General features: G+C 74.5%; 21 protein-coding genes and 1 riboswitch. Of the genes, 11 read left to right on the forward strand and 10 right to left on the reverse strand.

Translation table 11 applies throughout. The features are described 5' to 3' along the window. Positions 1-5: 5 nt before the first annotated feature. The 5 genes from IPM45_12890 to IPM45_12910 all read right to left on the reverse strand — a co-directional run bounded on the left by IPM45_12890 (position 6) and on the right by IPM45_12910 (position 5,472). Positions 6-1,013 (reverse strand): ABC transporter ATP-binding protein, encoded by a 1,008-nt coding sequence (locus IPM45_12890; GenBank protein MBK9180430.1) that lies wholly within the window; start codon positions 1,011-1,013, stop codon positions 6-8. Between the two features lie 11 nt (positions 1,014-1,024). Beyond that, entirely contained in the window at positions 1,025-2,620 is a 1,596-nt protein-coding gene (locus IPM45_12895; protein ID MBK9180431.1) for an iron ABC transporter permease, read from the reverse strand. Between the two features lie 41 nt (positions 2,621-2,661). Continuing rightward, complete coding sequence (locus tag IPM45_12900; protein MBK9180432.1) at positions 2,662-3,729, reverse strand: thiamine ABC transporter substrate-binding protein; 1,068 nt, start codon at positions 3,727-3,729, stop codon at positions 2,662-2,664. Positions 3,730-3,751: 22 nt separating this feature from the next. Then, on the reverse strand, positions 3,752-4,396 hold the full coding sequence (locus tag IPM45_12905; GenBank protein MBK9180433.1) for a thiamine diphosphokinase: 645 nt from the start codon (positions 4,394-4,396) through the stop codon (positions 3,752-3,754). Then, positions 4,381-4,506, reverse strand: a riboswitch (TPP riboswitch). It overlaps the preceding gene by 16 nt. Before the next feature lie 15 nt (positions 4,507-4,521). Continuing rightward, a complete protein-coding gene (locus IPM45_12910; GenBank protein MBK9180434.1) occupies positions 4,522-5,472 on the reverse strand; it encodes a cation diffusion facilitator family transporter in 951 nt (316 codons plus the stop codon). Between the two features lie 22 nt (positions 5,473-5,494). Between IPM45_12910 and IPM45_12915 the strand changes: the two genes are divergently transcribed. After that, a complete protein-coding gene (locus tag IPM45_12915; protein ID MBK9180435.1) occupies positions 5,495-6,271 on the forward strand; it encodes an SDR family oxidoreductase in 777 nt (258 codons plus the stop codon). A gap of 59 nt (positions 6,272-6,330) precedes the next feature. On the opposite strand, the gene IPM45_12920 is transcribed toward IPM45_12915, so the two are convergent. After that, the gene (locus IPM45_12920) at positions 6,331-7,302 is read right to left on the reverse strand and encodes an enoyl-CoA hydratase/isomerase family protein (protein MBK9180436.1); all 972 of its coding nucleotides are present in this window, start codon (positions 7,300-7,302) and stop codon (positions 6,331-6,333) included. Next, positions 7,193-7,732 (reverse strand): carbonic anhydrase, encoded by a 540-nt coding sequence (locus IPM45_12925; protein MBK9180437.1) that lies wholly within the window; start codon positions 7,730-7,732, stop codon positions 7,193-7,195. Before IPM45_12925 ends, IPM45_12920 begins: the two co-directional genes overlap by 110 nt. 129 nt (positions 7,733-7,861) lie before the next feature. On the opposite strand from IPM45_12925, the gene IPM45_12930 reads away from it, so the two are divergent. The 5 genes from IPM45_12930 to IPM45_12950 all read left to right on the forward strand — a co-directional run bounded on the left by IPM45_12930 (position 7,862) and on the right by IPM45_12950 (position 12,564). Next, complete coding sequence (locus tag IPM45_12930) at positions 7,862-8,473, forward strand: class I SAM-dependent methyltransferase (protein ID MBK9180438.1); 612 nt, start codon at positions 7,862-7,864, stop codon at positions 8,471-8,473. A gap of 96 nt (positions 8,474-8,569) precedes the next feature. Then, a complete protein-coding gene (locus tag IPM45_12935) occupies positions 8,570-9,202 on the forward strand; it encodes a NifU family protein (protein MBK9180439.1) in 633 nt (210 codons plus the stop codon). A 50-nt stretch (positions 9,203-9,252) separates the two neighbouring features. After that, on the forward strand, positions 9,253-10,662 hold the full coding sequence (locus IPM45_12940) for an OB-fold domain-containing protein (protein MBK9180440.1): 1,410 nt from the start codon (positions 9,253-9,255) through the stop codon (positions 10,660-10,662). 1 nt (position 10,663) lies between these two features. Further along, positions 10,664-11,863: an acetyl-CoA acetyltransferase gene (locus IPM45_12945; protein ID MBK9180441.1), complete on the forward strand. Its 1,200-nt coding sequence runs from the start codon at positions 10,664-10,666 to the stop codon at positions 11,861-11,863. Beyond that, positions 11,860-12,564 (forward strand): maleylpyruvate isomerase family mycothiol-dependent enzyme, encoded by a 705-nt coding sequence (locus IPM45_12950; protein ID MBK9180442.1) that lies wholly within the window; start codon positions 11,860-11,862, stop codon positions 12,562-12,564. The genes IPM45_12945 and IPM45_12950 overlap by 4 nt, the downstream gene beginning before the upstream one ends. Positions 12,565-12,700: 136 nt before the next feature. Here the strand turns inward: IPM45_12950 and IPM45_12955 are convergent, their stop codons facing one another. Beyond that, complete coding sequence (locus IPM45_12955; GenBank protein ID MBK9180443.1) at positions 12,701-14,569, reverse strand: 1-deoxy-D-xylulose-5-phosphate synthase; 1,869 nt, start codon at positions 14,567-14,569, stop codon at positions 12,701-12,703. Positions 14,570-14,676: 107 nt separating this feature from the next. Between IPM45_12955 and IPM45_12960 the strand changes: the two genes are divergently transcribed. Beyond that, the gene (locus tag IPM45_12960) at positions 14,677-15,444 is read left to right on the forward strand and encodes an SDR family oxidoreductase (GenBank protein MBK9180444.1); all 768 of its coding nucleotides are present in this window, start codon (positions 14,677-14,679) and stop codon (positions 15,442-15,444) included. On the opposite strand, the gene IPM45_12965 is transcribed toward IPM45_12960, so the two are convergent. Next, a complete protein-coding gene (locus IPM45_12965) occupies positions 15,441-16,274 on the reverse strand; it encodes a phosphatase PAP2 family protein (protein ID MBK9180445.1) in 834 nt (277 codons plus the stop codon). The genes IPM45_12960 and IPM45_12965 overlap by 4 nt on opposite strands. Then, entirely contained in the window at positions 16,271-17,251 is a 981-nt protein-coding gene (locus IPM45_12970; protein ID MBK9180446.1) for a flippase-like domain-containing protein, read from the reverse strand. The genes IPM45_12965 and IPM45_12970 overlap by 4 nt, the downstream gene beginning before the upstream one ends. Positions 17,252-17,435: 184 nt before the next feature. Here IPM45_12970 and IPM45_12975 point away from each other — a divergent pair, with 184 nt between their 5' ends. The 4 genes from IPM45_12975 to IPM45_12990 all read left to right on the forward strand — a co-directional run bounded on the left by IPM45_12975 (position 17,436) and on the right by IPM45_12990 (position 21,764). Then, entirely contained in the window at positions 17,436-18,359 is a 924-nt protein-coding gene (locus tag IPM45_12975; protein MBK9180447.1) for a hypothetical protein, read from the forward strand. A gap of 12 nt (positions 18,360-18,371) precedes the next feature. After that, entirely contained in the window at positions 18,372-19,223 is an 852-nt protein-coding gene (locus tag IPM45_12980; protein ID MBK9180448.1) for an alpha/beta hydrolase, read from the forward strand. Further along, positions 19,220-20,860 carry an acetolactate synthase gene (locus IPM45_12985; GenBank protein MBK9180449.1) on the forward strand — a complete coding sequence of 547 codons (1,641 nt, stop codon included), beginning with the start codon at positions 19,220-19,222 and terminating at the stop codon, positions 20,858-20,860. Before IPM45_12980 ends, IPM45_12985 begins: the two co-directional genes overlap by 4 nt. A 97-nt stretch (positions 20,861-20,957) precedes the next feature. Beyond that, positions 20,958-21,764, forward strand: a complete 807-nt coding sequence (locus IPM45_12990; protein MBK9180450.1) for a hypothetical protein — start codon at positions 20,958-20,960, stop codon at positions 21,762-21,764. Positions 21,765-21,793 lie beyond the last annotated feature (29 nt).

Here is a 21,793-nt window from a genome sequence, read left to right on the forward strand (position 1 = left end):
TTGGTTCAACCACTGAGCGCGCGAATCGCGTCCCGGTCGACCGCCAAACGTACGGAATCGCCCACGTCGGGTGGCGAGTCCCTGGTGGTGGCCTCCAGCGTCGTGCCGGTGTGCGTCGACACCACCACGCGTGTGTGGTCGCCGCGGAACGACCGGGCCTGGACCGTGGCGGCCAGCCCCGGCCCGCCCGGGCCCTGCAGGTGGATCGCGGGCGCCGGGACGAGCACGGCCGCGTCGGCGCCGGCGCCGGCACCGGCCCCGGTGGGCAGGAGCTCCAGGGCGGCCGCCTCGGCCGGGTCGAGCACGTTGGCGAGGCCGAGGAACCGGGCCACGAAGGCGGTGGCCGGCCGGGACCACAGCTCCTGGGGCCTCCCCACCTGCTCGACCCCTCCCGAGCGGAGCACCACCAGCCGGTCGGCGAGGGCGAAGGCCTCGTCGTGGTCGTGGGTGACGTGGAGCGCGGTGGTGCCCAGCCGGCGCAGGAGGGCGCCCACCTCGACGGTGAGGCGCTCGCGCAGCGGCCGGTCGAGCGACCCGAAGGGCTCGTCGAGCATGAGCAGGCGCGGGGCAGGCGCCAGGGCGCGGGCCAGCGCCACCCGCTGCTGCTCGCCGCCGGAGAGGGCCCCCACCTCCCGGCGCTGCGTGCCGGGCAGGCCGACCAGGTCCAGCAGCTCGGCCACACGGCGGTCGATCTCGACGGCCGGGCGGCGCTGCATGCGCAGGCCGAACCCGACGTTGCCGCCCACGTCGCGGTGCGGGAACAGGGCGTGCTCCTGGAACATCAGCCCGAAGCCCCGCCGGTGGGGCGGCACCCCGGCCAGGTCGTCGCCGTCCCAGCGCACCTGCCCGGCCGCCGGCGCCTCGAGGCCGGCGACGGCCCGCAGCAGGGTGCTCTTGCCGCAGCCGCTGGGCCCGAGCACGCACACCACCTCGCCGTCGCCGACGGTGAGGTCCACGTCGTCGAGCGCGGTGGTGGGACCGAACCGCACCGTGAGACCCGCCACCTCCAGCACGATCGCCGCCCCTAGAACTCGCCCAGGTCGCCGAGCCGGAACCGCTCGACGGCCAGGATGACGACGGCGGTGAGGGCCATCAGGATCACGCTCAGGGCCATGGCCTGGCCGACGTTGGCCGGCCCCGGCCGCCCGAGCAGGCGCACGATCGCCACCGGGACGGTGGGCGTGTCGGGGCGGGCGATGAAGGCGGTGGCCCCGAACTCGCCGAGCGACACGGCCGCGGCGAAGCCGGCGGCCACCAGGCCGGTCCTGGCCGTCAGGGGCAGGTCGATCTCACGCCACACGCGCCGTGGTGGCGCGCCCAGCACGGTGGCCGCCTCGCGGAGGCGGTGGTCGATGGCCTCGATCACGGGCACGAGCAGGCGCACGACGAAGGGGATGCCGACCAGGGCGTGGGCGATGGGGATGAGGATCGGCCGGGATCGCAGGTCGAGCGGCGGGGTGTCCAGCGCGACCAGGAACCCGAAGCCGACGATGACCGCCGACGTGCCCAGGGGGAGCAGCACGAAGGCCTCGAGGCCCTGCGAGGCCAGGCCTCGCCGACGGGCCACCACGACGGCGGCGCAGCCGCCGACCGTGACGGCGAGGACCGTGGCCAGCACCGCGAACGCCAGGGAGTTGCGGATCGCCTCGGCCGGGGGCACGAACAGTGTGGAGGTGGGCGCCCGCACGCCCAGGTCGCGATACCAGGCCAGCCCGTACCCGGAGGGCGTCGAGACCGAGCGCTCCACCAGCACGGCCAGGGGCGCCCCCAGCAGCACCGCCATGAGGGCGAGGTTGGCGGCGACCAGGGCCCGGGCCCACGGCGTCGTGGGCCGCCGGGCGACCACCGCCTCGGGACGGAGGCGGAGCCGCACGGTCCGCCGCCGGACCAGGTGGTTCTGCACCACGAGCACGGCCGCGACGGCCACGAGCTGCAGCACGGCCAGCACGGCCGCCACCCGCAGGTCGAGCAGCTGGGTGGTCTGGCGCCAGATCTCCACGTCGAGGGTGGTCGTGCGGGGCCCGCCGAGCACCAGCACCACCCCGAAGGTCGTGAAGGTGAACAGGAAGACGATGGACCCGGCGGCGGCGATGGCGGGTGCGAGGAGGGGCAGGGTGATCTGCCGGAAGAGCCGCAAGGGGCCGGCGCCGAGGGTCCTGGCCGCGTCCTCGACCGCCGGGTCGAGGTGGGCCCACAGGCCGCCGACGGTGCGCACCACGACGGCGTAGTTGAAGAACACGTGGGCGATCAGGATCGCCCACACGGTGCCCCGCAGGCCGAGCGAGCCGAGGGGGCCGCCCGGGCCCAGCACCGCGAGGAAGGCGGTGCCGACGACCACGGTCGGCAGCACGAAGGGCACCGTCACCAGGGCGCGGACCACCGACCGGCCGGCGAACCGGTACCGCGCGAGCACGTACGCCCCCGGCAGGGCCACCACCAGGGTGAGGACCGTCGACAGCACCGCCTGCCCCAGCGTGAACCAGGCCACGTGGCGCAGGTAGGGGTCGGCGACCACGTCGCCGAAGGCGGCCAGGTCGAGCCGCCCACCGGTCCACAGGCCCTCGCGGAGGATGGCGGCGACCGGCCAGGCGAAGAACGTGACCAGGAAGACGACCGGCACGGCGACCAGCACGGCCCGGCCGAGACCCTCCCACCGCCTCGTCACGCGGCGATCACCCGCCGCCACTCGTCGAGGAGCTCCTCCCGCTGCTCGCCGATGGCCGCCGGGTCCATCGTGAGCGGGTCGGCGACGGGCGTCGCGAAGGCGGTGAACACGTCGGGGAGGGCGGCATCGGACCGCGCCGGGTACACGAACATCTGCAGGGGCACGTCCTGCTGGAACGCCGGCGACAGGAGGAAGTCGATCAGCGCTCGGGCCGCATCCTCGTGCTCGGTCCCCCGGAGGATCCCGGCCATCTCCACCTGCCGGAAGCAGGTGTCGGTGAGCACGCCCGTCGGGGGTTCGGCCGGCTGCGGGTCGGAGAACACGACCTCGGCGACCGGGCTGGTGGCGTACGACACGACGAGTGGTCGGCTGCCCTCGCCCGACCCGCCGGAGAACTCGCCGTAGTAGGCCTCCTCCCAGCCCGACACCACCAGCACGTCGTTGGCGCGGAGCCCCTCCCAGAACGCCTGCCACCCCGGGCCGTCGTCGCCCCACCCGTACCGGGCGACGGTGGCCAGCAGGAAGGCCAGGCCCGGCGACGACGTGGCCGGGTCCTGCACCACCAGCAGGCCGCGGTACGCGGGGTCGGCGAGGTCGTCGAGCGTGGGCGGCGGGTCGAGGCCCCGGCCGGCGAACCACTCGAGGTCGACGTTCACGCACACGTCCCCGTAGTCGACGGGCGTCACCCGGTGCCCGGGGTCGAGCTGCAGCTCCGTGGGCACGCCGTCGAGGGCGGCCGAGCGGTACGGCACGAACAGGTCGGCGTCGAGGGCCCGGGTGAGGAAGGTGGTGTCGACGCCGAACAGCACGTCGGCCAGCGGGTCGTCGGCGGTGAGGATGGCCTGGCTGAGCACGGAGCCGGCGTCGCCGGCGGGGAGCAGGTCGACGGAGATGCCCGTGCGCGCCTCGAAGCCGGCGAGGACGTCCTCGCTGACGGCGAACGAGTCGTGGGTCATGAGGGTCAGGGTGGTCCCGTCGCTCGTGGCGCTCGTGGCGCCGGTGGTGGCGGTGGTTGCGTCGCCCCCGCAGGTGGCGAGGAGCAGCGCGGCGCCGAGCACGGCCATCGGCAGGTGCGCTCGTGCCACGTCACCGACCTCCCGCCGGCTGGACGGCGAGCAGCGAGCCACTGGCCACGGCCACGTGGGCGGTGGTGGCCACCAGCTCGTTGCTCACGCCCCGGGTGCTGCCGGGCTGGAGGTCCTGGCCGTGCAGGGCGTAGAGCAGGCCCGAGGTGCGCACCCCCCTGGCGGGGCCGCCGACGGCCAGCAGGGTGACGGTGTCGCCGACCCGGCCGTGCAGGCACGCGGCGCGGTGGACGGGGACCACCAGCGCCGCCCCGAGGTGAGCCTCGATGCGCATGCCGGCGAAGGCCGGTGAGGCCAGCACCAGCGCGTTGGCGAGCAGGTGGTCGAGGCGGCCTCCGCCCCCGCCCACGACGACCACGTGGCGGGCGCCCCGGTCGCGGGCGGCGAGCAGGGCCAGCTCGAGGTCGGTCTGGTCCTTGTCGGGCCGGTGGCGCTCGACGGCCGCGCCGGCGGCCACCGCCGCGTCGAGCGCGGCCGGATCGACCGAGTCGAAGTCGCCGACCGCGAGGTGCACGGTGAGCCCCAGTGCCGGCGCCTGCTCGAGGCCTGCGTCGGCGGCGATCACCAGGGCGTCGGGCGGGAGGCTGGCGGCGAGCGACGCAGGCGCCGGATCGCCGCCGGCGAGGACGATGGCCGTGATCGGCACGGTTCCCTCCGCTGGCATTACCCAGATCAGGTTCGGTGGGTCGGTGGCGGCGCCGGCACGGCGTGGCCACCCTCTCAGCCCGGCTCTCCCGAGCTCCCCAGGGGTTTCGGTTGTCGACGTCCAGGCTACCCGTGCGGGTCGGCCGGCGTCTCCTCGCCGGTCGCTCCCTCGGGGCGTCGCAGGTCGGGCTCGACGAAGACGAAGCGGGCGTCGGGGACCGCCGCTCGCACCCGGACCTCGGCCCCGTCGATGGCGGCGGCCAGGTCGGCCATCGACAGGCTGCGGTCGAACTCGAGCTTGGCCGCGACGAGCAGGTCTTCGGGGCCCACGTGCTCGGTGCGCAGGTGGATGATGCCCCGCACGCCGTCGGCGCCGGCGAAGGCGTCGCGGATGGCGGCCTCGGCGCCCGGGCTGGCCGCCTCACCGATCAGCAGGCTCTTCATCTCGGCCGCGAGCACGATCGCGATCACGCACAGCAGGATGCCGATGGCGAGGCTGCCGAGGGCGTCCCAACGGGGGTCGCCCGTCACCTTGGCCAGGCTCACGCCCGAGAGCGCGAGGACCAGGCCGGTGAGGGCCCCGACGTCCTCGAGCAGCACCACCGGGATCTCGGGCGCCTTGGCCCGGCGGATGAAGGCCACCCACCCGTGGTCGCCCCGCACCTTGTCGGCCTCCTGCACGGCGGTCCGCAGCGAGAAGCCCTCCATCACCAGGGCGATCAGGAGCACGCCGACGGCCCACCAGAGCGACTCGATCTCGTGGGGGTGCCGCAGCTTCTCGATGCCCTCGTAGATGGCGAACGCGCCACCCAGCAGGAACAGCACCAGGGCCACGATGAAGGCCCAGAAGAACCGCTCCCGGCCGTACCCGAACTGGTGGGTGGTGCTGGGCCGACGGCGGGAACGAGCCCCGCCCAGGAAGAGCAGGCCCTGGTTGCCGGTGTCGGCCACCGAGTGGATCGCCTCGGCGAGCATCGACGCGGACCGGGTGAAGGCGAAGGCGACGAACTTGGCCACCGCGATGCCGAGGTTGGCGAGGAACGCGGCGAAGATCGCCCGGCGGCTGCCCTCGTGCACGGCCCCACCCTACGATGCCGCCATGCCGTATCTGTCGCTCGAGGATCGGGTCGCGCTGGTCACCGGGGGAGGGCGCGGCATCGGCCGCGGCATCTCGCTCGGGCTGGCCGCCAGCGGTGCCGCCGTGGCCGTCAACTACCGCCGCGACCGCGAGGCCGCCGAGGAGACGGTGGCGACGATCGAGGCTGCCGGGGGGACGGCGCGGGCCTACCAGGCGTCGGTCGACGACGAGGAGCAGGACCGGGCCATGGTGGAGGCCGTGCTCGCCGACTTCGGGTTCGTCGACATCCTCGTGCACAACGCCGGCATCGCCAGCCGCGGTCGCAGCGTGCTCGACACCGACACCGCCGAGCTCGAGCGGGTGCTGCGCACCCACGCGGTGGCCGCCCACATCCTGGCCCGGCTGGTGCTCCCGTCGATGCGCACCCGGCCGCGGGGCGACGTGGTCGTGATCTCGAGCGTGGCGACCGCCCAGCACTCGGCCAACGGCGCGCCCTACAACATGGGCAAGGCCGCGCTGGAGGCCTTCGCCCACACGCTGGCCAAGGAGGAGCGCGACCGCGGCATCCGGGTGAACATCGTCGCCCCGGGGCTGGTCGAGAGCGAGATGGGCCGGCGCCTGGCCAGGGCGGGTGGGGTCGACGACATCAGGGCCCTCGACGCGGTGTCGCCCTTCGGCCACGTCTGCCAGCCCGACGACGTGGCCGACGTGGTGCGCTTCCTCGTGTCCGACCTGGCCCGCTACGTCACCGACCAGCGCATCCAGGTCGACGGCGGCGGCACGGTGCGCTCGTACTGACCACGCACCCGCGCCGGGCCCGCACTCGTCCCCGGCGCGGCGACGGCGCTCGTCGTCGCTCAGCGACCTTCGAACTCGGGCGGCCGGCGCTCGATCCACGAGCGCAGCCCCTCGCCGAAGTCGTCGGTGCCCATCAGCTGGATCGTCTGGAGCAGCACGTGGTGGGTGTGGCTCTGGAAGTCCTCGGTGAGGCCGTGGCGGAAGAGCCGCTTCATGGCCTGCACCGCCAGCGGTGCGTTGGCGGCGATCTCGCCCGCCCAGTCGCGGGCGACGGCCTGGAGGTCGTCGTCGGGGACGACGTCGTTGACGAGGCCCAGGTGGCGTGCCTCGTCGGCGGTGAGGTCGCGGCCGAGGAACGACACCTCGGCGGCCTTGGCCCAGCCGAGCAGGCGCGGCAGGTACCAGGTGCCGCCGCTCTCGGGCACGACGCCCCGCTTGGCGAAGCCGGGCAGCAGCACGGCCGACGACGCCATCAGGCGGATGTCGCAGCCGAGGGCCAGGTCGAGGCCGTAGCCGGCGGCCGCCCCGTTGATCGCGCACAGCAGCGGGGTGTCCATCTCCTGCTGGATGACGGTGGGGATGGTGCGGGTCTGGAACACGCTGGGGCCGGTGTTGAGGCCGCCCCCGCCGCCGATGCCCGTGCCGGCCATGGCGTCCTTGATGTCGAGCCCCGAGCAGAAGCCCGCGCCGGCGCCGGTGAGGACGGCGACCCGCACGCCGCGGTCGAGGTCGGCCCGGCTGAACGCCTCGCCCAGCTGGCGCAGCATGGGGACGGAGATGGCGTTGCGGCGGTGGGGCCGGTTGAGCGTGATCGTGGCCACGTGGCCCACGACGTCGTACAGGACCTCGGGTCCGTCGCTGGTGCCCTCGTGCTCGCCCACGCCGCTCTCCTCCTGATCCGTCTGCCCGGCGACGGTACCGCTACTCCGAGCGGTCGATGCCGCCGAGCAGGCCGGTGTGCACGTCGAACACGGCCCCCCAGATCGAGGCGTCCGCCGGCAGGAGGCGGCACGAGCGGAGGCGGGCGACATCGGCGCGGACGCTGGCCTCGAGGTCGTCGAAGGGAAGGAAGTCCATGTCGGAGGCGTCGGCGCCGGTGCGCGCCGCCACCAGCGCCCGGAGCTCGTCGTTGGTGCGACCGGCCAGCCCGCAGCCGGTGTGGTGGATCACCACGAACTCCCGAGTGCCCAGGAGGTGCGCCGACAGCACCATCGAGCGGATGGCGTCGTCGGTGACCCGGCCGCCGGCGTTCCGGAGCAGGTGGGCGTCGCCGATCTCGAGCCCCGCGGCGCGGAACAGGTCGATCCGGGCGTCCATGCAGGTGAGGATGACCAGGTGGCGGGTCGGCCTGGCGTCGAGGCCCGAGTCGTGGAAGTGCTCGGCGTAGCGCCGGTTGGCATCGCGGATGGTGCGGAAGCTCGGCACGGGCCGATCGTGCCACCGGGCGCACGGGGCGGTCACACCGGCGGGCGTACGGACGGATGGCGGCAGGGGCGCGGGGGCGGCGGAACCCGGCCTCTGCCGCCACCGCTGCCGGGTCCGACGCCGCAGCGCAGGTGTGCCGCCGGCCGGGGGTGCATGCTGAGCCGCATGGACCGAGCTGACTGGGACGAGCGGTACGCGGGGACCGAGCTGGTGTGGACGGCGGACGCCAACCGCTTCGTCGTGGAGCAGGTGACCGGGCTGACCGCCGGCCGGGCCCTCGACGTGGCCTGCGGCGAGGGCCGCAACGCGGTGTGGCTCGCCGAGCAGGGCTGGGAGGCCACGGGGGTCGACTTCTCCGCGGCCGGTCTCGACAAGGGCCGGCACCTGGCGGCGGCCCGAGGCGTCGACGTCACCTGGGTCGAGGCCGACGTGACCGCCTGGGACCCGCCGGCGGGCGCCTTCGACCTGGTGGTGGTCTGCTACCTGCAGCTCCCGGCGCCGGCGCGTCGGGCGGCCGCAGCCCGAGCGGTGGCCGCGCTGGCGCCCGGCGGGACGCTCGTGTGGGTCGGTCACGACCTCGACAACCTGGAGCGAGGGGTCGGTGGGCCCCGGGAGGCCTCGGTGCTGCACACCGCCGACGATCTCGTCGCCGATCTGCACGCGGCCGACCCGGGCCTGGTGGTGGAGCGGGCCGGCCAGGTGCTCCGCCCGGTCACGAAGGAGGGCCAGGCCGGCGACGCCGTCGACACCCTGGTCCGGGTGCGTCGCCCGTCCTGAGCTGGCCGACCGGCGGGGGGACGAGGACGCCGGGAGTCGCGTCGGTAGCCTGGTCCACGTCAGCCGGCTGCCCGACCGCAAGGGGTGCCACCTCCGATGAGCCTCGACCTCGACGCCGCCAACGCCGCTGTCGCCGACGACACCGTGATCACGGTCACCGAGCCGGCGCGGGCGCGCCTGCTCGAGCTGCGGGAGGCCGAGCCCGAGGGTGATCGGCTCGGCCTGCGCCTCGCCGTCGGCGGGGTCCAGGGCGACGAGTACCTGTACGACCTGTCGTTCCAGGTGGTCACCCAGGCCGCGCTCACCGACGTGGTCCGCAACCACGGCGGGCTGCGGGTGATCGTGCCGGCCGACGACGTCGTCCACCTCCAGGGCGCCACCCTCGACCTGCCCGACCCGTCGGGGCTGGTGCTGCGCAACCCCAACCGCCCCCGCCGCACCGCCGCGCACGACCTGACCGTGACCAGCGAGCTGGCCCACGAGGTGCGCCGCCTCCTCGACGAGGAGGTCAACCCGTCGTTGGCCGCGCACGGCGGGTACGTCGAGCTGGTGGGGCTGGACGAGGGCGACGTGCACCTCCGCATGGGTGGCGGCTGCCAGGGCTGCGCCATGAGCCGCATGACGATGATCCAGGGCGTCGAGGTGGCGCTGAAGGACGCCCTCCCCGCGGTCACCCGGGTGGTCGACGTCACCGACCACGCGTCGGGCGACAACCCGTACTACCGCTGAGGCGCCGTCGGGGCGGGCGCCGTCGATCCGCCCGCGGGTAACGTCGGCCCATGAGGGGGATCGTTTCCTACGGGACCTACGTGCCGTACTGGCGGTTGCGGCGGGCCGCGGTCGGCCAGGCGCTGGGCACGCTCGGTGGCCCCGGCACCCGCTCCGTCGCCTCGTACGACGAGGACACCACGTCGATGGGCGTCGAGGCCGCCCGCCTGGCCCTCCGGGCCGCGCCCGGGCTGGTGCCGCAGGTGCTGTTCTTCGCCACGGCCGCGCCCGCGTATCTCGACAAGACGAACGCGACGGCGATCCACGCCGCCCTCGGTCTGCCGGTCGGCACCGGCGCCTTCGACGTCATCGGCTCGCCCCGCTCGGCGGTGGCTGCGACGTCGGCCGCGATGGGCGCCGGCGGGCCCGCCCTGGCCGTGTTCGCCGACGTGCGCACCGGGCTGCCGGGGGGCGCCGACGAGCAGGGCGGGGGCGACGCCGCGGCCGCGCTCCTGTTCGGCGACGAGGGCGTGCTGGCCGAGCCGATCGGCGGCGCGTCGGCCACCGGCGAGTTCCTCGACCGCTGGCGGGTGCCGGGCGAGCCCTGCTCCCGGCAGTGGGAGGAGCGCTTCGGCGAGCACGCCTACCTGCCGCTGGTGCAGGTGGCCGTCACCGACGCCCTCGAGGGGGCGGGCCTGAGCGTGGACGACGTCGACCACCTGGTGGTGACCGGGCTGCACGGCCGCGCGGTGCGCAGCGCCGGCCGGGCGATCCGGGCCGAGGTGCTCTCCGACGACCTGCAGGCCAGCGTGGGCAACACCGGCACCGCCCACTGGGGCCTGGTGCTGGCCAACGTGCTCGACCGGGCGACACCGGGGCAGGTGATCGCGGTCGTGCAGCTGGCCGACGGCGCCGACTGCTGGCTGTTGCGAACCACCGAGGCGCTGGCCGCCCACCGGCCGGCGTCGACGGTGGCCGAGCAGATCGCTGCCGGCCGCGACGATCTCCCCTACGCGTCGTTCCTCACCTGGCGGGGCATGCTCACCCGGGAGCCGCCGCGACGACCCGACCCCGACCGCCCGTCGGCCCCGCCGTCGCTGCGCACCGACGGGTGGAAGTTCGCCTTCGAGGCCAGCCGTTGCGCGCGGTGCGGCGCGCGCCACCTGCCGCCGGCGCGGGTGTGCGTCGCCTGCAAGGCGGTCGACCAGATGGAGCCGGAGCGGCTCTCCGACGTGCCGGCCACGGTCGCGACCTACACGGTCGACCGCCTGGCCTACTCGCTGAACCCGCCGGTGGTCGCGGCGGTCGTCGACTTCGACGGCGGCGGCCGGTTCCAGTGCGAGCTCACCGACGTCGACCCGGCCCGGGTCGCCATCGGCGATCGGGTGGAGATGACCTTCCGCCGGCTCTACACGGTCGACGGGGTCCACAACTACTTCTGGAAGGCACGACCCGTGCACCGCTCCGGGGGAGGTTCCTGAGATGGCGTCAAACGGCATCCGCGACCGCGTGGCCATCGTCGGCATGGGGTGCACCCCGTTCGGCGAGCACTGGGACAAGGGGGTCGACGACCTGCTCGTCGACGCCTCGTCCGAGGCGCTGGCCTCGGCCGGCGTCGAGCTCGACCACATCGACGCCTTCTGGCTGGGCACCATGGGCTCGGGCTTCAGCGGTCTCACGCTCAGCCGCCCGCTCAAGATCGACTACAAGCCCGTGTCGCGCCTCGAGAACTTCTGCGCCACGGGGTCGGAGGCGTTCCGCAACGCCTGCTACGCCGTGGCGTCCGGGGCCTACGACGTGGCCATGGCCATCGGCGTCGAGAAGCTGAAGGACTCGGGCTTCTCCGGCCTGGTCGTGAGCCCGCCGGCCAACGACGGCACCGCCGCCAGCATCACCGCCCCCGCCTCGTTCTCGCTGCTCGCCCCCGCCTACGCCAAGAAGTACGGCGTGGACGACGCCGAGATGAAGGAGGTGCTCACGCGGATCGCGTGGAAGAACCACAAGAACGGTGCGCTGAACCCGAGGGCCCAGTTCCGCAAGGAGGTGCCGAAGGACACGATCGCCTGCTCGCCCCTCGTCGCCGGCCCGCTCGGCATCTTCGACTGCTCGGGTGTCAGCGACGGCTCGGCGGCCGCCGTCCTGGTGCGGGCCGAGGACGCCCACCGCTACACCGACAACCCTCTGTACGTGAAGGCGCTGTCGTTCGTCGCCGGCCCCGCGGCCGGCCCCATCGACCCCACGTACGACTACACGTCGTTCGTCGAGGTGGTGCGCTCGGCGCGTGACGCCTACGAGCAGGCGGGCATCGCCAGCCCCCGGGCCGAGCTGGCCATGGCCGAGGTGCACGACTGCTTCACGCCCACCGAGCTGGTGCTCATGGAAGACCTGGGGTTCGCCGACCGGGGGATGGGCTGGAAGGAGGTGCTGGCCGGCACCTTCGACCTCGACGGCGAGCTCCCCGTGAACCCCGACGGCGGGCTCAAGAGCTTCGGCCACCCCATCGGCGCCTCGGGCCTCCGGATGCTGTTCGAGTGCTGGTTGCAGCTGCGCGGCGAGGCGCCCGAGGCGCGGCAGATCACGAGCGTCGCGTCCGGCAAGTCCAAGGCCCTCACCCACAACCTGGGCGGGGCGCCGGGCGAGTGCGTGAGCTTCGTGTCCGTCGTGGGCACAGAGCTCGGGTGACGGTGAGCGGCGGCGACCCCGCGGGGTTCGACCCCGGCGCGCTGTACGCCGGGTGCCGCGCCCGCATCACCGGGCTGGTGGCCGGCCTGACCGAGGAGCAGGCCGGCGCGCCGGTGCCGGCCTGTCCGGGCTGGAGCGTCCACGACGTGCTGGCCCACTTGGGCGGCGCCGTCGACGACATCCTGGCCGGCAACACCGAGGGGGTGGCCACGCCGCCGTGGACGGCGGCCCAGGTGGAGGCCCGCCGCGAGGTGCCCACGGCCGAGATCGTCGCCCGGTGGAACGAGCTGGCCCCGATGGTCGAGGCCGGCGTGGCCATGGCCCCCGAGCGCCTGCAGCACATGTTCGTTGCCGACGTGTCCACCCACGAGCACGACCTCCGGGACGCCCTCGGCCAGCCCGGCGACCGGGACGACGGCGCCCTCCTCGCCACCCTCGACTGGCTGCTGGTGGGCTTCGGCGAGGCCGTGGCCGAGGCCGGGCTGCCGGCCGTCAGGGTCGTCGCCGGTGGCCGGGAGTGGGTGTGCGGCCGGGGCGAGCCCGCCCTCACCCTGGCCGGCGAGCCCTTCGAGCTCACGCGGGCCCGGATGGGTCGACGCAGCGTGCCCCAGCTCCGCGCCCTGGGGTGGAGCGGCGACCCCGAGCCGTACCTGGCCCTCGTGCCGGTGTTCCCCCCGCCGCCGGTCGACCTGGTCGGATAGCCGCCGGGCGGGACGCCGGCAGGACGCGCCCGGCCCGAACGCGCGGGTCGGGGTTCTGTGGCCGACCGACCACGCTGGCGGTGGTGGACCGGACGGAGAACGCTCGGGCGGGGCGGGCGGTCCCGGGCGATGGGGGTCAGCGGCCGAGCGCGCCCCGGATGCTCGCGGCCACCCCGGGGCCGTCGAGGCCGAGCGACGACAGGATGGCGTCGGGCTTGCCCTGGGGGATGAAGGCGATGGGGGTGCCCAGCACCACGACGCGCGGCGTGGGCACGCCCTGCTCGGCGGCCAGGCGGGCCAGCGCGTCCTCGATCGCCGAGCCCACCCCGCCCTCGCGGATGCCGTCCTCGGCGGTGACCACCACCCGGTGCCGCAGGGCGTCGGCGAGCATCTCGGGGTCGAGCGGCCGGGCGACCCGCACGTCCCACACGGTCGGGTGGATGCCCTCCCGCCGCAGGTCGTCGGTCGCCTTCTCGACCGCGCCGACCAGCTTGCCCACGGCCAGCACGCACATCTCGTCGCCCGACGCGATGCGCCTGGCCCGCAGTCCCGCGCCCACCTGGTCCTCGGCCACCTGCCGGGCCAGGCCCTTCGGGTAGCGGATGGCGACCGGCCCGGTGGTGAGCTCCATGGCGTCGAGCAGCATCTGCTGGAGCTCCTGGTAGCTCGACGGCGCGAGCACGGTCATGCCCGGCACCTTGGTGAGCAGGGCCAGGTCGAGCACCCCGTGGTGGGAGGCGCCGTCGTCGCCGGTGATGCCGGCCCGGTCGATGCAGAACACCACCGGCAGCCCGTGCAGGGCGACGTCGTAGGTGACCTGGTCGTAGGCCCGGGTGAGGAAGGTGGAGTAGATGGCCACCACGGGGCGCAGGCCCCCCATGGCCATCCCGGCCGCGGCCGTGACCGCGTGCTGCTCGGCGATGCCCACGTCGTAGAAGCGGTCGGGGAACCGCTCGGCGAAGGGCAGGAGGCCGGTGGGGCCGGGCATCGCCGCGGTGATGGCCACGACGCGGGGGTCGTGCTCGGCCGCCTTGATGACGGCCTCGGCGAAGGCCTGGGTGTAGCCGGCCGGCGCCCAGCGCGGCGGCCCGGTGGCCGGGTCGAACACCGGGGCGTCGTGGAGGTTCTTCTCCTCGTCGTCCTCGGCCGGCGGGTAGCCGCGCCCCTTCTGGGTGAGCACGTGCACCACGATCGGGCCGTCGAACTCCATGGCGTTGCGCAGGGCGCCCTCGAGGGCAGGGATGTCGTGGCCGTCGATCGGCCCCGTGTAGCGGATGCCGAGCGGCTCGAAGAAGGCGGCCGGCTCCCACAGGTCGCGCACGGCCGCCTTGGCCGCCTCCACACCCTTCTCGAGGGTGGTGCCGACCAGCGGCACCTCGCGGATCACCTGCTCGAGCCGTCGCTGACGGCGCATGTACACCGGGTTGAGCCGGATGCGGGTGAGGCTGGCCGACAGGTTCGAGACGGTGGGGGCGTAGGAGCGGCCGTTGTCGTTGAGGATGATGATCACGTTGCGGCCGCGGTGGCCGAGGTTGTTGAGGGCCTCGTAGGCCATGCCCCCGGTCATCGAGCCGTCGCCCAGGATCGCCACCACGCGGCCGGGCGTACCGATGGCGGCGCGGGCCGCCGCCAGGCCGTCGGCGTACGACAGGATCGTGGAGGCGTGGCTGTTCTCGACCCAGTCGTGCTCGCTCTCGGCGCGCGACGGGTAGCCGGACAGCCCGCCAGCCTGGCGGAGGTGGGCGAACCCGTCCCGCCGGCCGGTGACGATCTTGTGGACGTAGGCCTGGTGGCCGGTGTCCCAGAGGATGGCGTCGCGCGGCGAGAGGAACACGCGGTGCAGCGCCAGCGTGAGCTCGACGGCGCCCAGGTTGGAGCCGAGGTGGCCGCCCGTCTCCGACACCGCCTGGACGATGAAGTCGCGGATCTCGCCGCTCAGCTCCTCGAGCTGCGGGTACGTGAGCCGCCGCAGGTCGGCGGGCGAGGTGATCGTGTCGAGGATCAACGCGGGTCGCGTCCTCCCGGTCGGGTCCAGGGGACCACGGTATCGCCGTCCGGGCCGCTTTGGCCCACGAGGCGGCCCGGTCGGGCGCGGCGCTAGCGTCGGCGCGCGTGGTGAACCTGTTCGACCTCAGCGGCCGGGTGGTGCTGATCACCGGCGGCAACAGCGGCATCGGGCTGGGCATGGCCGAGGGGGTGGCCGCCCACGGTGCCTCGGTGGCCATCTGGGGCACCAGCGAGGCCAAGAACGCGGCGGCCGTGGAGCGGCTGGCCGAGTACGGCAACCCGGTGGCGGCGTTCCGGTGCGACGTGGGCGACGAGGGCGAGGTGGAGGCGGCCTTCGCGGCCACCGTGGGCGAGCTCGGCCGGGTCGACGTCTGCTTCGCCAACGCCGGCGTCGGCGGTGCGGCGCCGTCCTTCCTGGAGATGACCCTGGACGAGTGGCGGCGGGTGCTGCGGGTGAACCTCGACGGTGCGTTCCTGACCCTGCGGGCGGCGGTGCGTCACCTCGTGGCCCGGGGGGAGGGCGGCAGCCTGGCCGTGACCACGTCGGGGTCGGCGCTCCAGGGCCAGCCCAGGGGTGAGCACTACGGCGCGTCGAAAGCAGGGGTGACGGCCCTGGCGAAGGCCATCGCGGTGGAGCATGCCCGCCACGGGATCCGGGCCAACGCCATCCTGCCCGGCTGGGTCGAGACGGACATGACCGAGCAGGCCCTGTCGTGGCCGCGGTTCGCCGAGAAGGTGCTGCCCCGCGTGCCCATGCGGCGCTGGGGCTCGCCCGAGGACCTGGCCGGCGTGGCCGTCTACCTGGCCAGCGACGCCTCCGCCTACCACACCGGCGACACCTTCGTCGTCGACGGCGGGTACCTGGTCTTCTAGGCGGCGGCCCCGGCGTGGCGGCGCGCCCAGCGCGCGTCGGTCCAGGCGGTGAACCGCCGGGCCAGGAGGAACCCCAACCCGAGCACCGCGGCGCCGCCGACGGCATCGATCCAGTAGTGGTTGCCGGTGACCACGATGGCGAACACCGTGAGGGCGGGGTACGCGATCGCGAGGGCCCGCAGCCACCGCCGCCGGGTCATGGGCACGAGGACCAGGGTGCTCCACAGCGCCCAGGCGCAGTGCAGGCTCGGCATGGCGGCGTACTGGTTGGAGATGCTCTTCATGGTGCCGGAGTCGAACGACCACAGGCCGCCCACGTCGGCCAGGGTGTCGACGATGCCGTAGTCCTCCGACGCGAGCTCGGCCCCGCCGTAGGGCCCGCTCTCGTTGAGCAGGCGGGGCGGCATCAGGGGGAACAGGGCGAAGCCCACCAGCGCCAGGGCGGTGGTGAAGGCCAGCGTGTTCCGCCAGAGCGGGTAGCGGTCCTGCTGGCGCCGGAACAGCACGATCAGGGCGACGGCCGTGACGACGAAGTGGAACGTGCCATAGAAGACGTTCGAGAACCGGATGAGGTGCACCCAGCCGAGGAACGCCGACTGGACGTGGGCCTCGAAGAACAGCCCGAGGGCCCGCTCGACGTCGATCACGAGCCGGGCGTTGTCGAAGGCGTGGGCCGGGCTGACGGCGGCGGACCCGAACCGGTTCCGGATGAACGAGTACACGACGTAGAAGGCGCCGGCGTACAGCACCTCCTTCCACCAGCGCAGGCGGCGGGGCGCGCCGGCCACGGCGGCGACCGCCGGCCGGGCGGTGTCGGTGGCGTCGCTCACGCCGGGGTCTCGACGGCCGGACGCTTGCGGTGCGGGGCGAGGGCGAACGCCGGGGCGCCCAGCAGGCTCACGACCAGGTTGAGCGCGTAGAGGATCAGGCCCAGCGCGATGGCCTGCTCGGTCGGAACGCCGAGCGGCGTGAGGAACAGCACGAGGAGGCCCTCACGGATGCCCAGGCCGGAGATGCCCACGGGGAGCACCTGGCCGATCATCACGGCCGGCACGAACGCCAGCGCCGCTGTGGGGCCGAGGCCCACCCTGATCCCGATGGCCTCCGCCGCCATCAGGGCCGCGCCCACCATCACCAGCTGGTACGCGAGGCCGACGACCAACACGTTGACCGCGGCTGCGGGCCGCTGGCGGAAGCGGGCGACACCGAGGTGGACGGCCCCGACGAAGCGCAGCCAGTTGTCGCGCTGGGCGAGGCGCCCGCCCAGGTGTCGTGAGGCCGCCGCGGCCAGCACCACGCCGAGCAGGAGAAGGGTGCCGACGGCCAGGGCGGCGGCGACCGCCGACGCCGTGCCCAGCTCGCGCAGGCCCGGGTTGACCAACAGGGCGAACAGGGTGATCAGGGGGAGCACCACCCACCCGGTGAGCCGTTCGAGCACCACCGAGGCGAAGGGGCGGGGGGCCTCGCCGGTGTCCTTGGCCAGCCGCGACACCCGGAGGACGTCGCCGCCGATGGTGGTGGGGAGGACGTTGCCCACGAACTGCCCGGCCAGGTAGTGCGAGAGCAGGTGGCGGACGCGCTCTCGAACGCCGAGGGTGGCGAGGACCTGCTGCCACCGGAGGGTGGACAGCACCATCGAGGCCGCCACCAGCACGAGGGCGCCTCCCAGCCAGAGCACCGTGTGCCCGCTCCAACCGGGCCAGACGGGGATGGTGTCGCGGTGGGGGAGGCGCGTCAGGAGGAAGGCCAGCATCGCCACGCTCACCGCGACCCGGCCGCCGAGGACGGCGGCTCGCCTCGAGGTCATCCGACCAATCCCCGCTCCGAGCCTGCTGCCCGAGGCGTCCCCCGGGCCCACCCATCGTATGCCCGCTCGGCCGGTCGCGCCCGCCGCCGGGGCCGGTGCCAGGGCCGCCCGGGACTTCAGATCGCGTAGGCTCGCGCCGACCTTCCCCGTGAGCATCCAGTCGCGCGCGGGCGAGGAGGTCACCATGGGCCCCGCATCACACCGCTGCCGCCGGGCGATCCTGGCGTCGCTGGCGGTCCTTCTGTTCACCCCGGCCTGCAGCGGCAGCGCCCCGGGGCCGGTGGTGGTCGAGGCCACCGCACGCTTCGTCCGGGAGGCCGCGGGCCGCACCGAGGAGGCCCGGACGGCGCGGTTCGTGCTCACCTACTCGTTCACCGGCGTGCCCGAGGTGGCCGGCGGCGAGCTGTCGTTCTGGGCCGACGGCGCCTTCGACCTCGAGCACGGGCGGGGCCGGGTGAACATCGACCTGTCCCAGATCGCCGACGCCGCCGTCGCCAGCGGCGAGGTGCCACCCTCGGCCGCCGCCGACCTCGGGCTCGTCTACGGCCAGCGGCTCGAGACGATCGTCGACGGCGACACCGTCTACCAGCGGATCCCGCTGATCGGCGCGGCCACCGGCAAGGAGTGGATCCGGGTCGACGTGGCCCAGCTGGGCGGGGCGCTCCCCGGAGGCGCCGACCAGCGGGCGACCGACGCCGCCGCGTACCTCGATGCCCTCGACGGGGCCGGCACCGTCACCGAGGTGGGCCGCGAGGAGGTGCGGGGGGTGCCCACCACGCACTTCGCGGTCGCGATCGACCCGCAGGCCCTCGCCGGCAGCGACGACGACCAGGCCTCGCTGGAGCGCATCCTCGGCGACGAGGGTCTCGAGTCCCTGCTGGCGAGCCCCCTGCCGTTCGACACCTGGATCGACGACGACGGCTACGTCCGCCGGATCGCCATGGTCGTCGACCTCTCGGGCCTGGCCCTGCCCGACGTGAGCGGGCAGGCCCTGCCGGCCGGCGCGGTGCTGTCGTTCACCATCGAGTACTTCGACTTCGGGGCCCAGGTCGACGTGTCGCCGCCGCCGGGCGACCAGGTGCTGGACGTGGGCGACCTGGGCGGCTAGGCACGCGCCCTCGTGGAGCCGCAGGTGGCGGAGCGCCGGGTCGGCGGGGCCGGCGTGAGCCTCGCGGTCGCCGAGGCCGGCGCTGGCTCCGGGCGCCGGCCGGTGCTGCTCCTCCACGGCTTCACCGGCGCCAAGGAGGACTGGGCCGACTGGCTCGTGCCCCTCGCCCGAGCCGGCTGGCACGCGGTGGCGCCCGACCAGCGGGGCCACGGCCGGAGCGACCATCCGGCCGATCCGGCCGAGTACGCCCTGGAGCGCTTCGCCGACGACGCCCTGGCCCTCGCCGACGCGCTGGGGTGGGAGCGGTTCGCCCTCGTCGGCATCTCGCTGGGGGGCGTGATCGCCCAGCTCGTGGCCCTGCGAGCCGGCAGCCGGCTGACCGCGCTGGTGCTCGTCGACACCATGCACGGCCCGGTCCCGCTCGATCGCGCCGCCAGCGAGGCCGGCATCCCGGTGGTGGAGCGGGGCGGGATGGACGCGCTGGCCGAGCTGGTCGCCGGCCTCGGAGCCGACTCTCCGCTGACGACGGCCCCCGACCAGCGGCTGCGGCGGGAGCGGCCCGGCTACGCCCGGTACCTCGACCGCAACCTGCGGGCCTGCTCACCCGTGATGTGGGTGCGGGTGCTCCGCGAGCTGTTCGACCAGCCCGACCGCCGGCGCGCCCTGGGCGGGCTGGCGGTGCCGACCCTGGTCGTGGTCGGCCAGCACGACCTGACCCTGCGGCCCGACGCCGACCGCCTGGCCGCGGCCATCCCCAGTGCCCGGCTGGCCGTGGTGGCCGACGCCGGTCACGCCCCCCAGTTCGAAGCCCCTGCCGCCTGGTGGGAGGCTGTCGGCGCCTTCCTCCAGGAGATCGAGCCGTGACCACCAGCAACGACGCCTCCGCCACCCGTTCCGGACACAGCGGCGAGCTGGCTCTCGCCGCCCTCCAGGGCTTCGGCGTGGCCGAGCTGTTCACGCTGAACGGCGGCCACGTCTGGCCGCTGTACGACGCGGCCGTGAAGCAGGGCGTGCGGATCCTCGACGTGCGGCACGAGCAGACCGCCGCCTTCGCGGCCGAGGCCATGGCCAAGCTCACGCGTCGGCCGGGCGTGGCCGTCCTCACCGCCGGGCCCGGCGTCACGAACGGCGTGAGCGCCATCACCAGCGCCTTCTTCAACGGGAGCCCGCTGGTCGTCCTGGGCGGTCGGGCCCCGCAGGGTCGCTGGGGGTCGGGCTCGCTCCAGGAGCTCGACCACGTGCCCATCGTGTCGAGCGTCACCAAGGTGGCGGCCACCGTGACCGACCCGGGCGACACGGCCCGCGCCGTCCACCACGCGGCCATGACGGCGCTGACGCCGCACCGCGGCCCGGTGTTCCTCGACGTGCCGATGGACGTGCTGTTCGCGTCGGCCGACGTGGTGGTGCCCGAGGCCTCGGTGCCCCGGGGGGGTGAGCCCGATCCGGAGGAGCTGGCCCGGGCCGCGTCGCGGATCGCGCTGGCCACGCGACCGGCGGTGATCGTCGGGAGCGACGTGTACTGGGACGGCGCCTGGGACGCGCTGCGGCGGTTCGCGGAGGAGCTACGGGTCCCGTGCTGGTTCAACGGCCTGGGCCGTGGCTGCCTCCCCGCCGACCACGAGCTGGCCTTCCATCGCACCCGTGGCCTGCTGAAGAGCGAGGCCGACCTGGTCGTGGTGGTCGGCACGCCGCTCGACTTCCGCCTGGGGTTCGGCCGCTTCGGTGCGGCCGAGGTCGTGCACCTGATCGACGCTCCCGAGGGCCGGGCCGGGCACGCCACCACGGCGGCGTCGGTCGCCGGCGATCTCGGCACGATCCTCGACGAGCTCGCGCAGTGGTCCGGCCCGCGGGCCGACCACGAGCCCTGGATCGAGAAGGTGCGCGACACCGAGCGGGTCGCCGCCCTCGCCGACGGTGAGCTGCTGACCGTCGATGCCGACCCCATCCGGCCCACCCGCGTGTACGGCGAGCTGGGCCGACGCCTCGAGCGCGACGCGGTCGTGATCTGCGACGGGGGCGACTTCGTGTCGTACGCCGGCAAGTACGTCGAGGTGTTCGAGCCGGGCTGCTGGCTCGACACGGGCCCCTACGGCTGTCTCGGCAACGGCCCGGGCTACGCGCTGGCCGCCCGCGTGGCCCGACCCGACTCGCAGGTGGTGCTGCTGCTCGGCGACGGCGCGGCAGGGTTCTCGCTCATGGACGTCGACACCCTGGTCCGCCACCGGCTGCCCGTGGTGATGATCGTCGGGAACAACGGGATCTGGGGCCTGGAGAAGCACCCCATGCGTGCCGTGTACGGCTACGACGTGGCCTGCGACCTGCAGCCCGGCTGCCGGTACGACGACGTCGTGCGGGCCCTGGGCGGTGCGGGCGAGACGGTCAGCCGGCCCGACGAGGTGGGCCCGGCGCTCGACCGGGCGTTCGCCGCGGGCGTGCCCTACCTGGTGAACGTGCTCACCGACCCCGCCGACGTCTACCCGCGCTCGTCGAACCTGGCCTGAGCCGGTCGTCGCCCGGGCGGGCGGGCCGTTCGCCCCTTGCGCTCGTGCGGTACCGGCGCGGTGCTAGTGGCAGGGTTGGAGTTCTGAGGAGGTCCTCATGCGACCGAAGCTCGGCCCCGGTTCGATCGTGCTCCTGGCAGCCGGGGCCCTCACCGTGATCGCCTCGTTCCTGCCGTGGCTCGGCTGGGGGAAGTTCCGCGACGCCGGGGTCGACATCGACGACTTCACGGCCTGGAGCAGGGGGATGTTCCCCCTGACCACGCTGGTCGCGGTGTACGGCGTGCTCGCCATCGTGGAGGTGCTGATGAGCACCTTCGGCACTCGACCCCTGGCTCCGCGTCTGGGCATGGGCGAGGTGCCGCTTCGGCTGTTCCTGTCGGTGCCGGCGCTGGTGATGATGCTGGCCTTCTGGTTCGTCGATCGGGAGGTGACCGGCACGGGTCTGTCGCCCTCGAAGGGCGTGGGCTTCTGGCTCTCGCTGCTCGGCACGATCGGCATGGTCGCCGGCGCGGTGCTCACCCGCAACGACCTCAAGGGGTCGGCCTGGGCCGCCGGCGGCGCGTCCGGCTACCGCCCGGCGAGCCCCACCTTTGGCGCCCCACTGCCGCCCCCGCCGGTCGGGACGGCACCCGTCACGGGAGTGGCGCCGTCCCCGTCCCCCGGCCCGGTCCCGGTCCCGGCCCCGGCCCCCGCCCCCGCTGGGGCGACCGACCAGCCCTTCTGGTTCTACGTCGACGCGCCGGAGCCGCTGGTGTCGTCGGGCGACGGCAAGGACGTGATCGCCACCCTCCAGCCCGGTGACTGGTTCCTGGCCAAGCGCGCCGAGGGCGGTTGGGTGTTGGCCACCCTCGACTCCGGCTCCGAGGGTTGGGTCGACGCCACCAAGGTGCGGCGCCAGGGCTGATCGCCGTGCTCGCCCGACCGTTCGGGCGG

The sequence above is a fragment of the Acidimicrobiales bacterium genome (genome assembly GCA_016716005.1).
In the GTDB taxonomy this organism is placed as follows: Bacteria; Actinomycetota; Acidimicrobiia; order Acidimicrobiales; family JADJXE01; genus JADJXE01.

What these genes read in the sequence shown, in the direction of transcription:
- IPM45_12945 (MBK9180441.1), top strand. Translation starts at nt 10,664, where the DNA reads ATGGCGTCAAACGGCATCCGCGACCGCGTGGCCATCGTCGGCATGGGG.
- IPM45_12990 (MBK9180450.1), top strand. Translation starts at nt 20,958, where the DNA reads ATGCGACCGAAGCTCGGCCCCGGTTCGATCGTGCTCCTGGCAGCCGGG.
- IPM45_12970 (MBK9180446.1), bottom strand. Translation starts at nt 17,251, where the DNA reads ATGACCTCGAGGCGAGCCGCCGTCCTCGGCGGCCGGGTCGCGGTGAGC.
- IPM45_12940 (MBK9180440.1), top strand. Translation starts at nt 9,253, where the DNA reads ATGAGGGGGATCGTTTCCTACGGGACCTACGTGCCGTACTGGCGGTTG.
- IPM45_12920 (MBK9180436.1), bottom strand. Translation starts at nt 7,302, where the DNA reads ATGTCGCCCGCCTCCGCTCGTGCCGCCTCCTGCCGGCGGACGCCTCGA.
- IPM45_12915 (MBK9180435.1), top strand. Translation starts at nt 5,495, where the DNA reads ATGCCGTATCTGTCGCTCGAGGATCGGGTCGCGCTGGTCACCGGGGGA.
- IPM45_12975 (MBK9180447.1), top strand. Translation starts at nt 17,436, where the DNA reads ATGGGCCCCGCATCACACCGCTGCCGCCGGGCGATCCTGGCGTCGCTG.
- IPM45_12930 (MBK9180438.1), top strand. Translation starts at nt 7,862, where the DNA reads ATGGACCGAGCTGACTGGGACGAGCGGTACGCGGGGACCGAGCTGGTG.
- IPM45_12935 (MBK9180439.1), top strand. Translation starts at nt 8,570, where the DNA reads ATGAGCCTCGACCTCGACGCCGCCAACGCCGCTGTCGCCGACGACACC.
- IPM45_12900 (MBK9180432.1), bottom strand. Translation starts at nt 3,729, where the DNA reads ATGGCCGTGCTCGGCGCCGCGCTGCTCCTCGCCACCTGCGGGGGCGAC.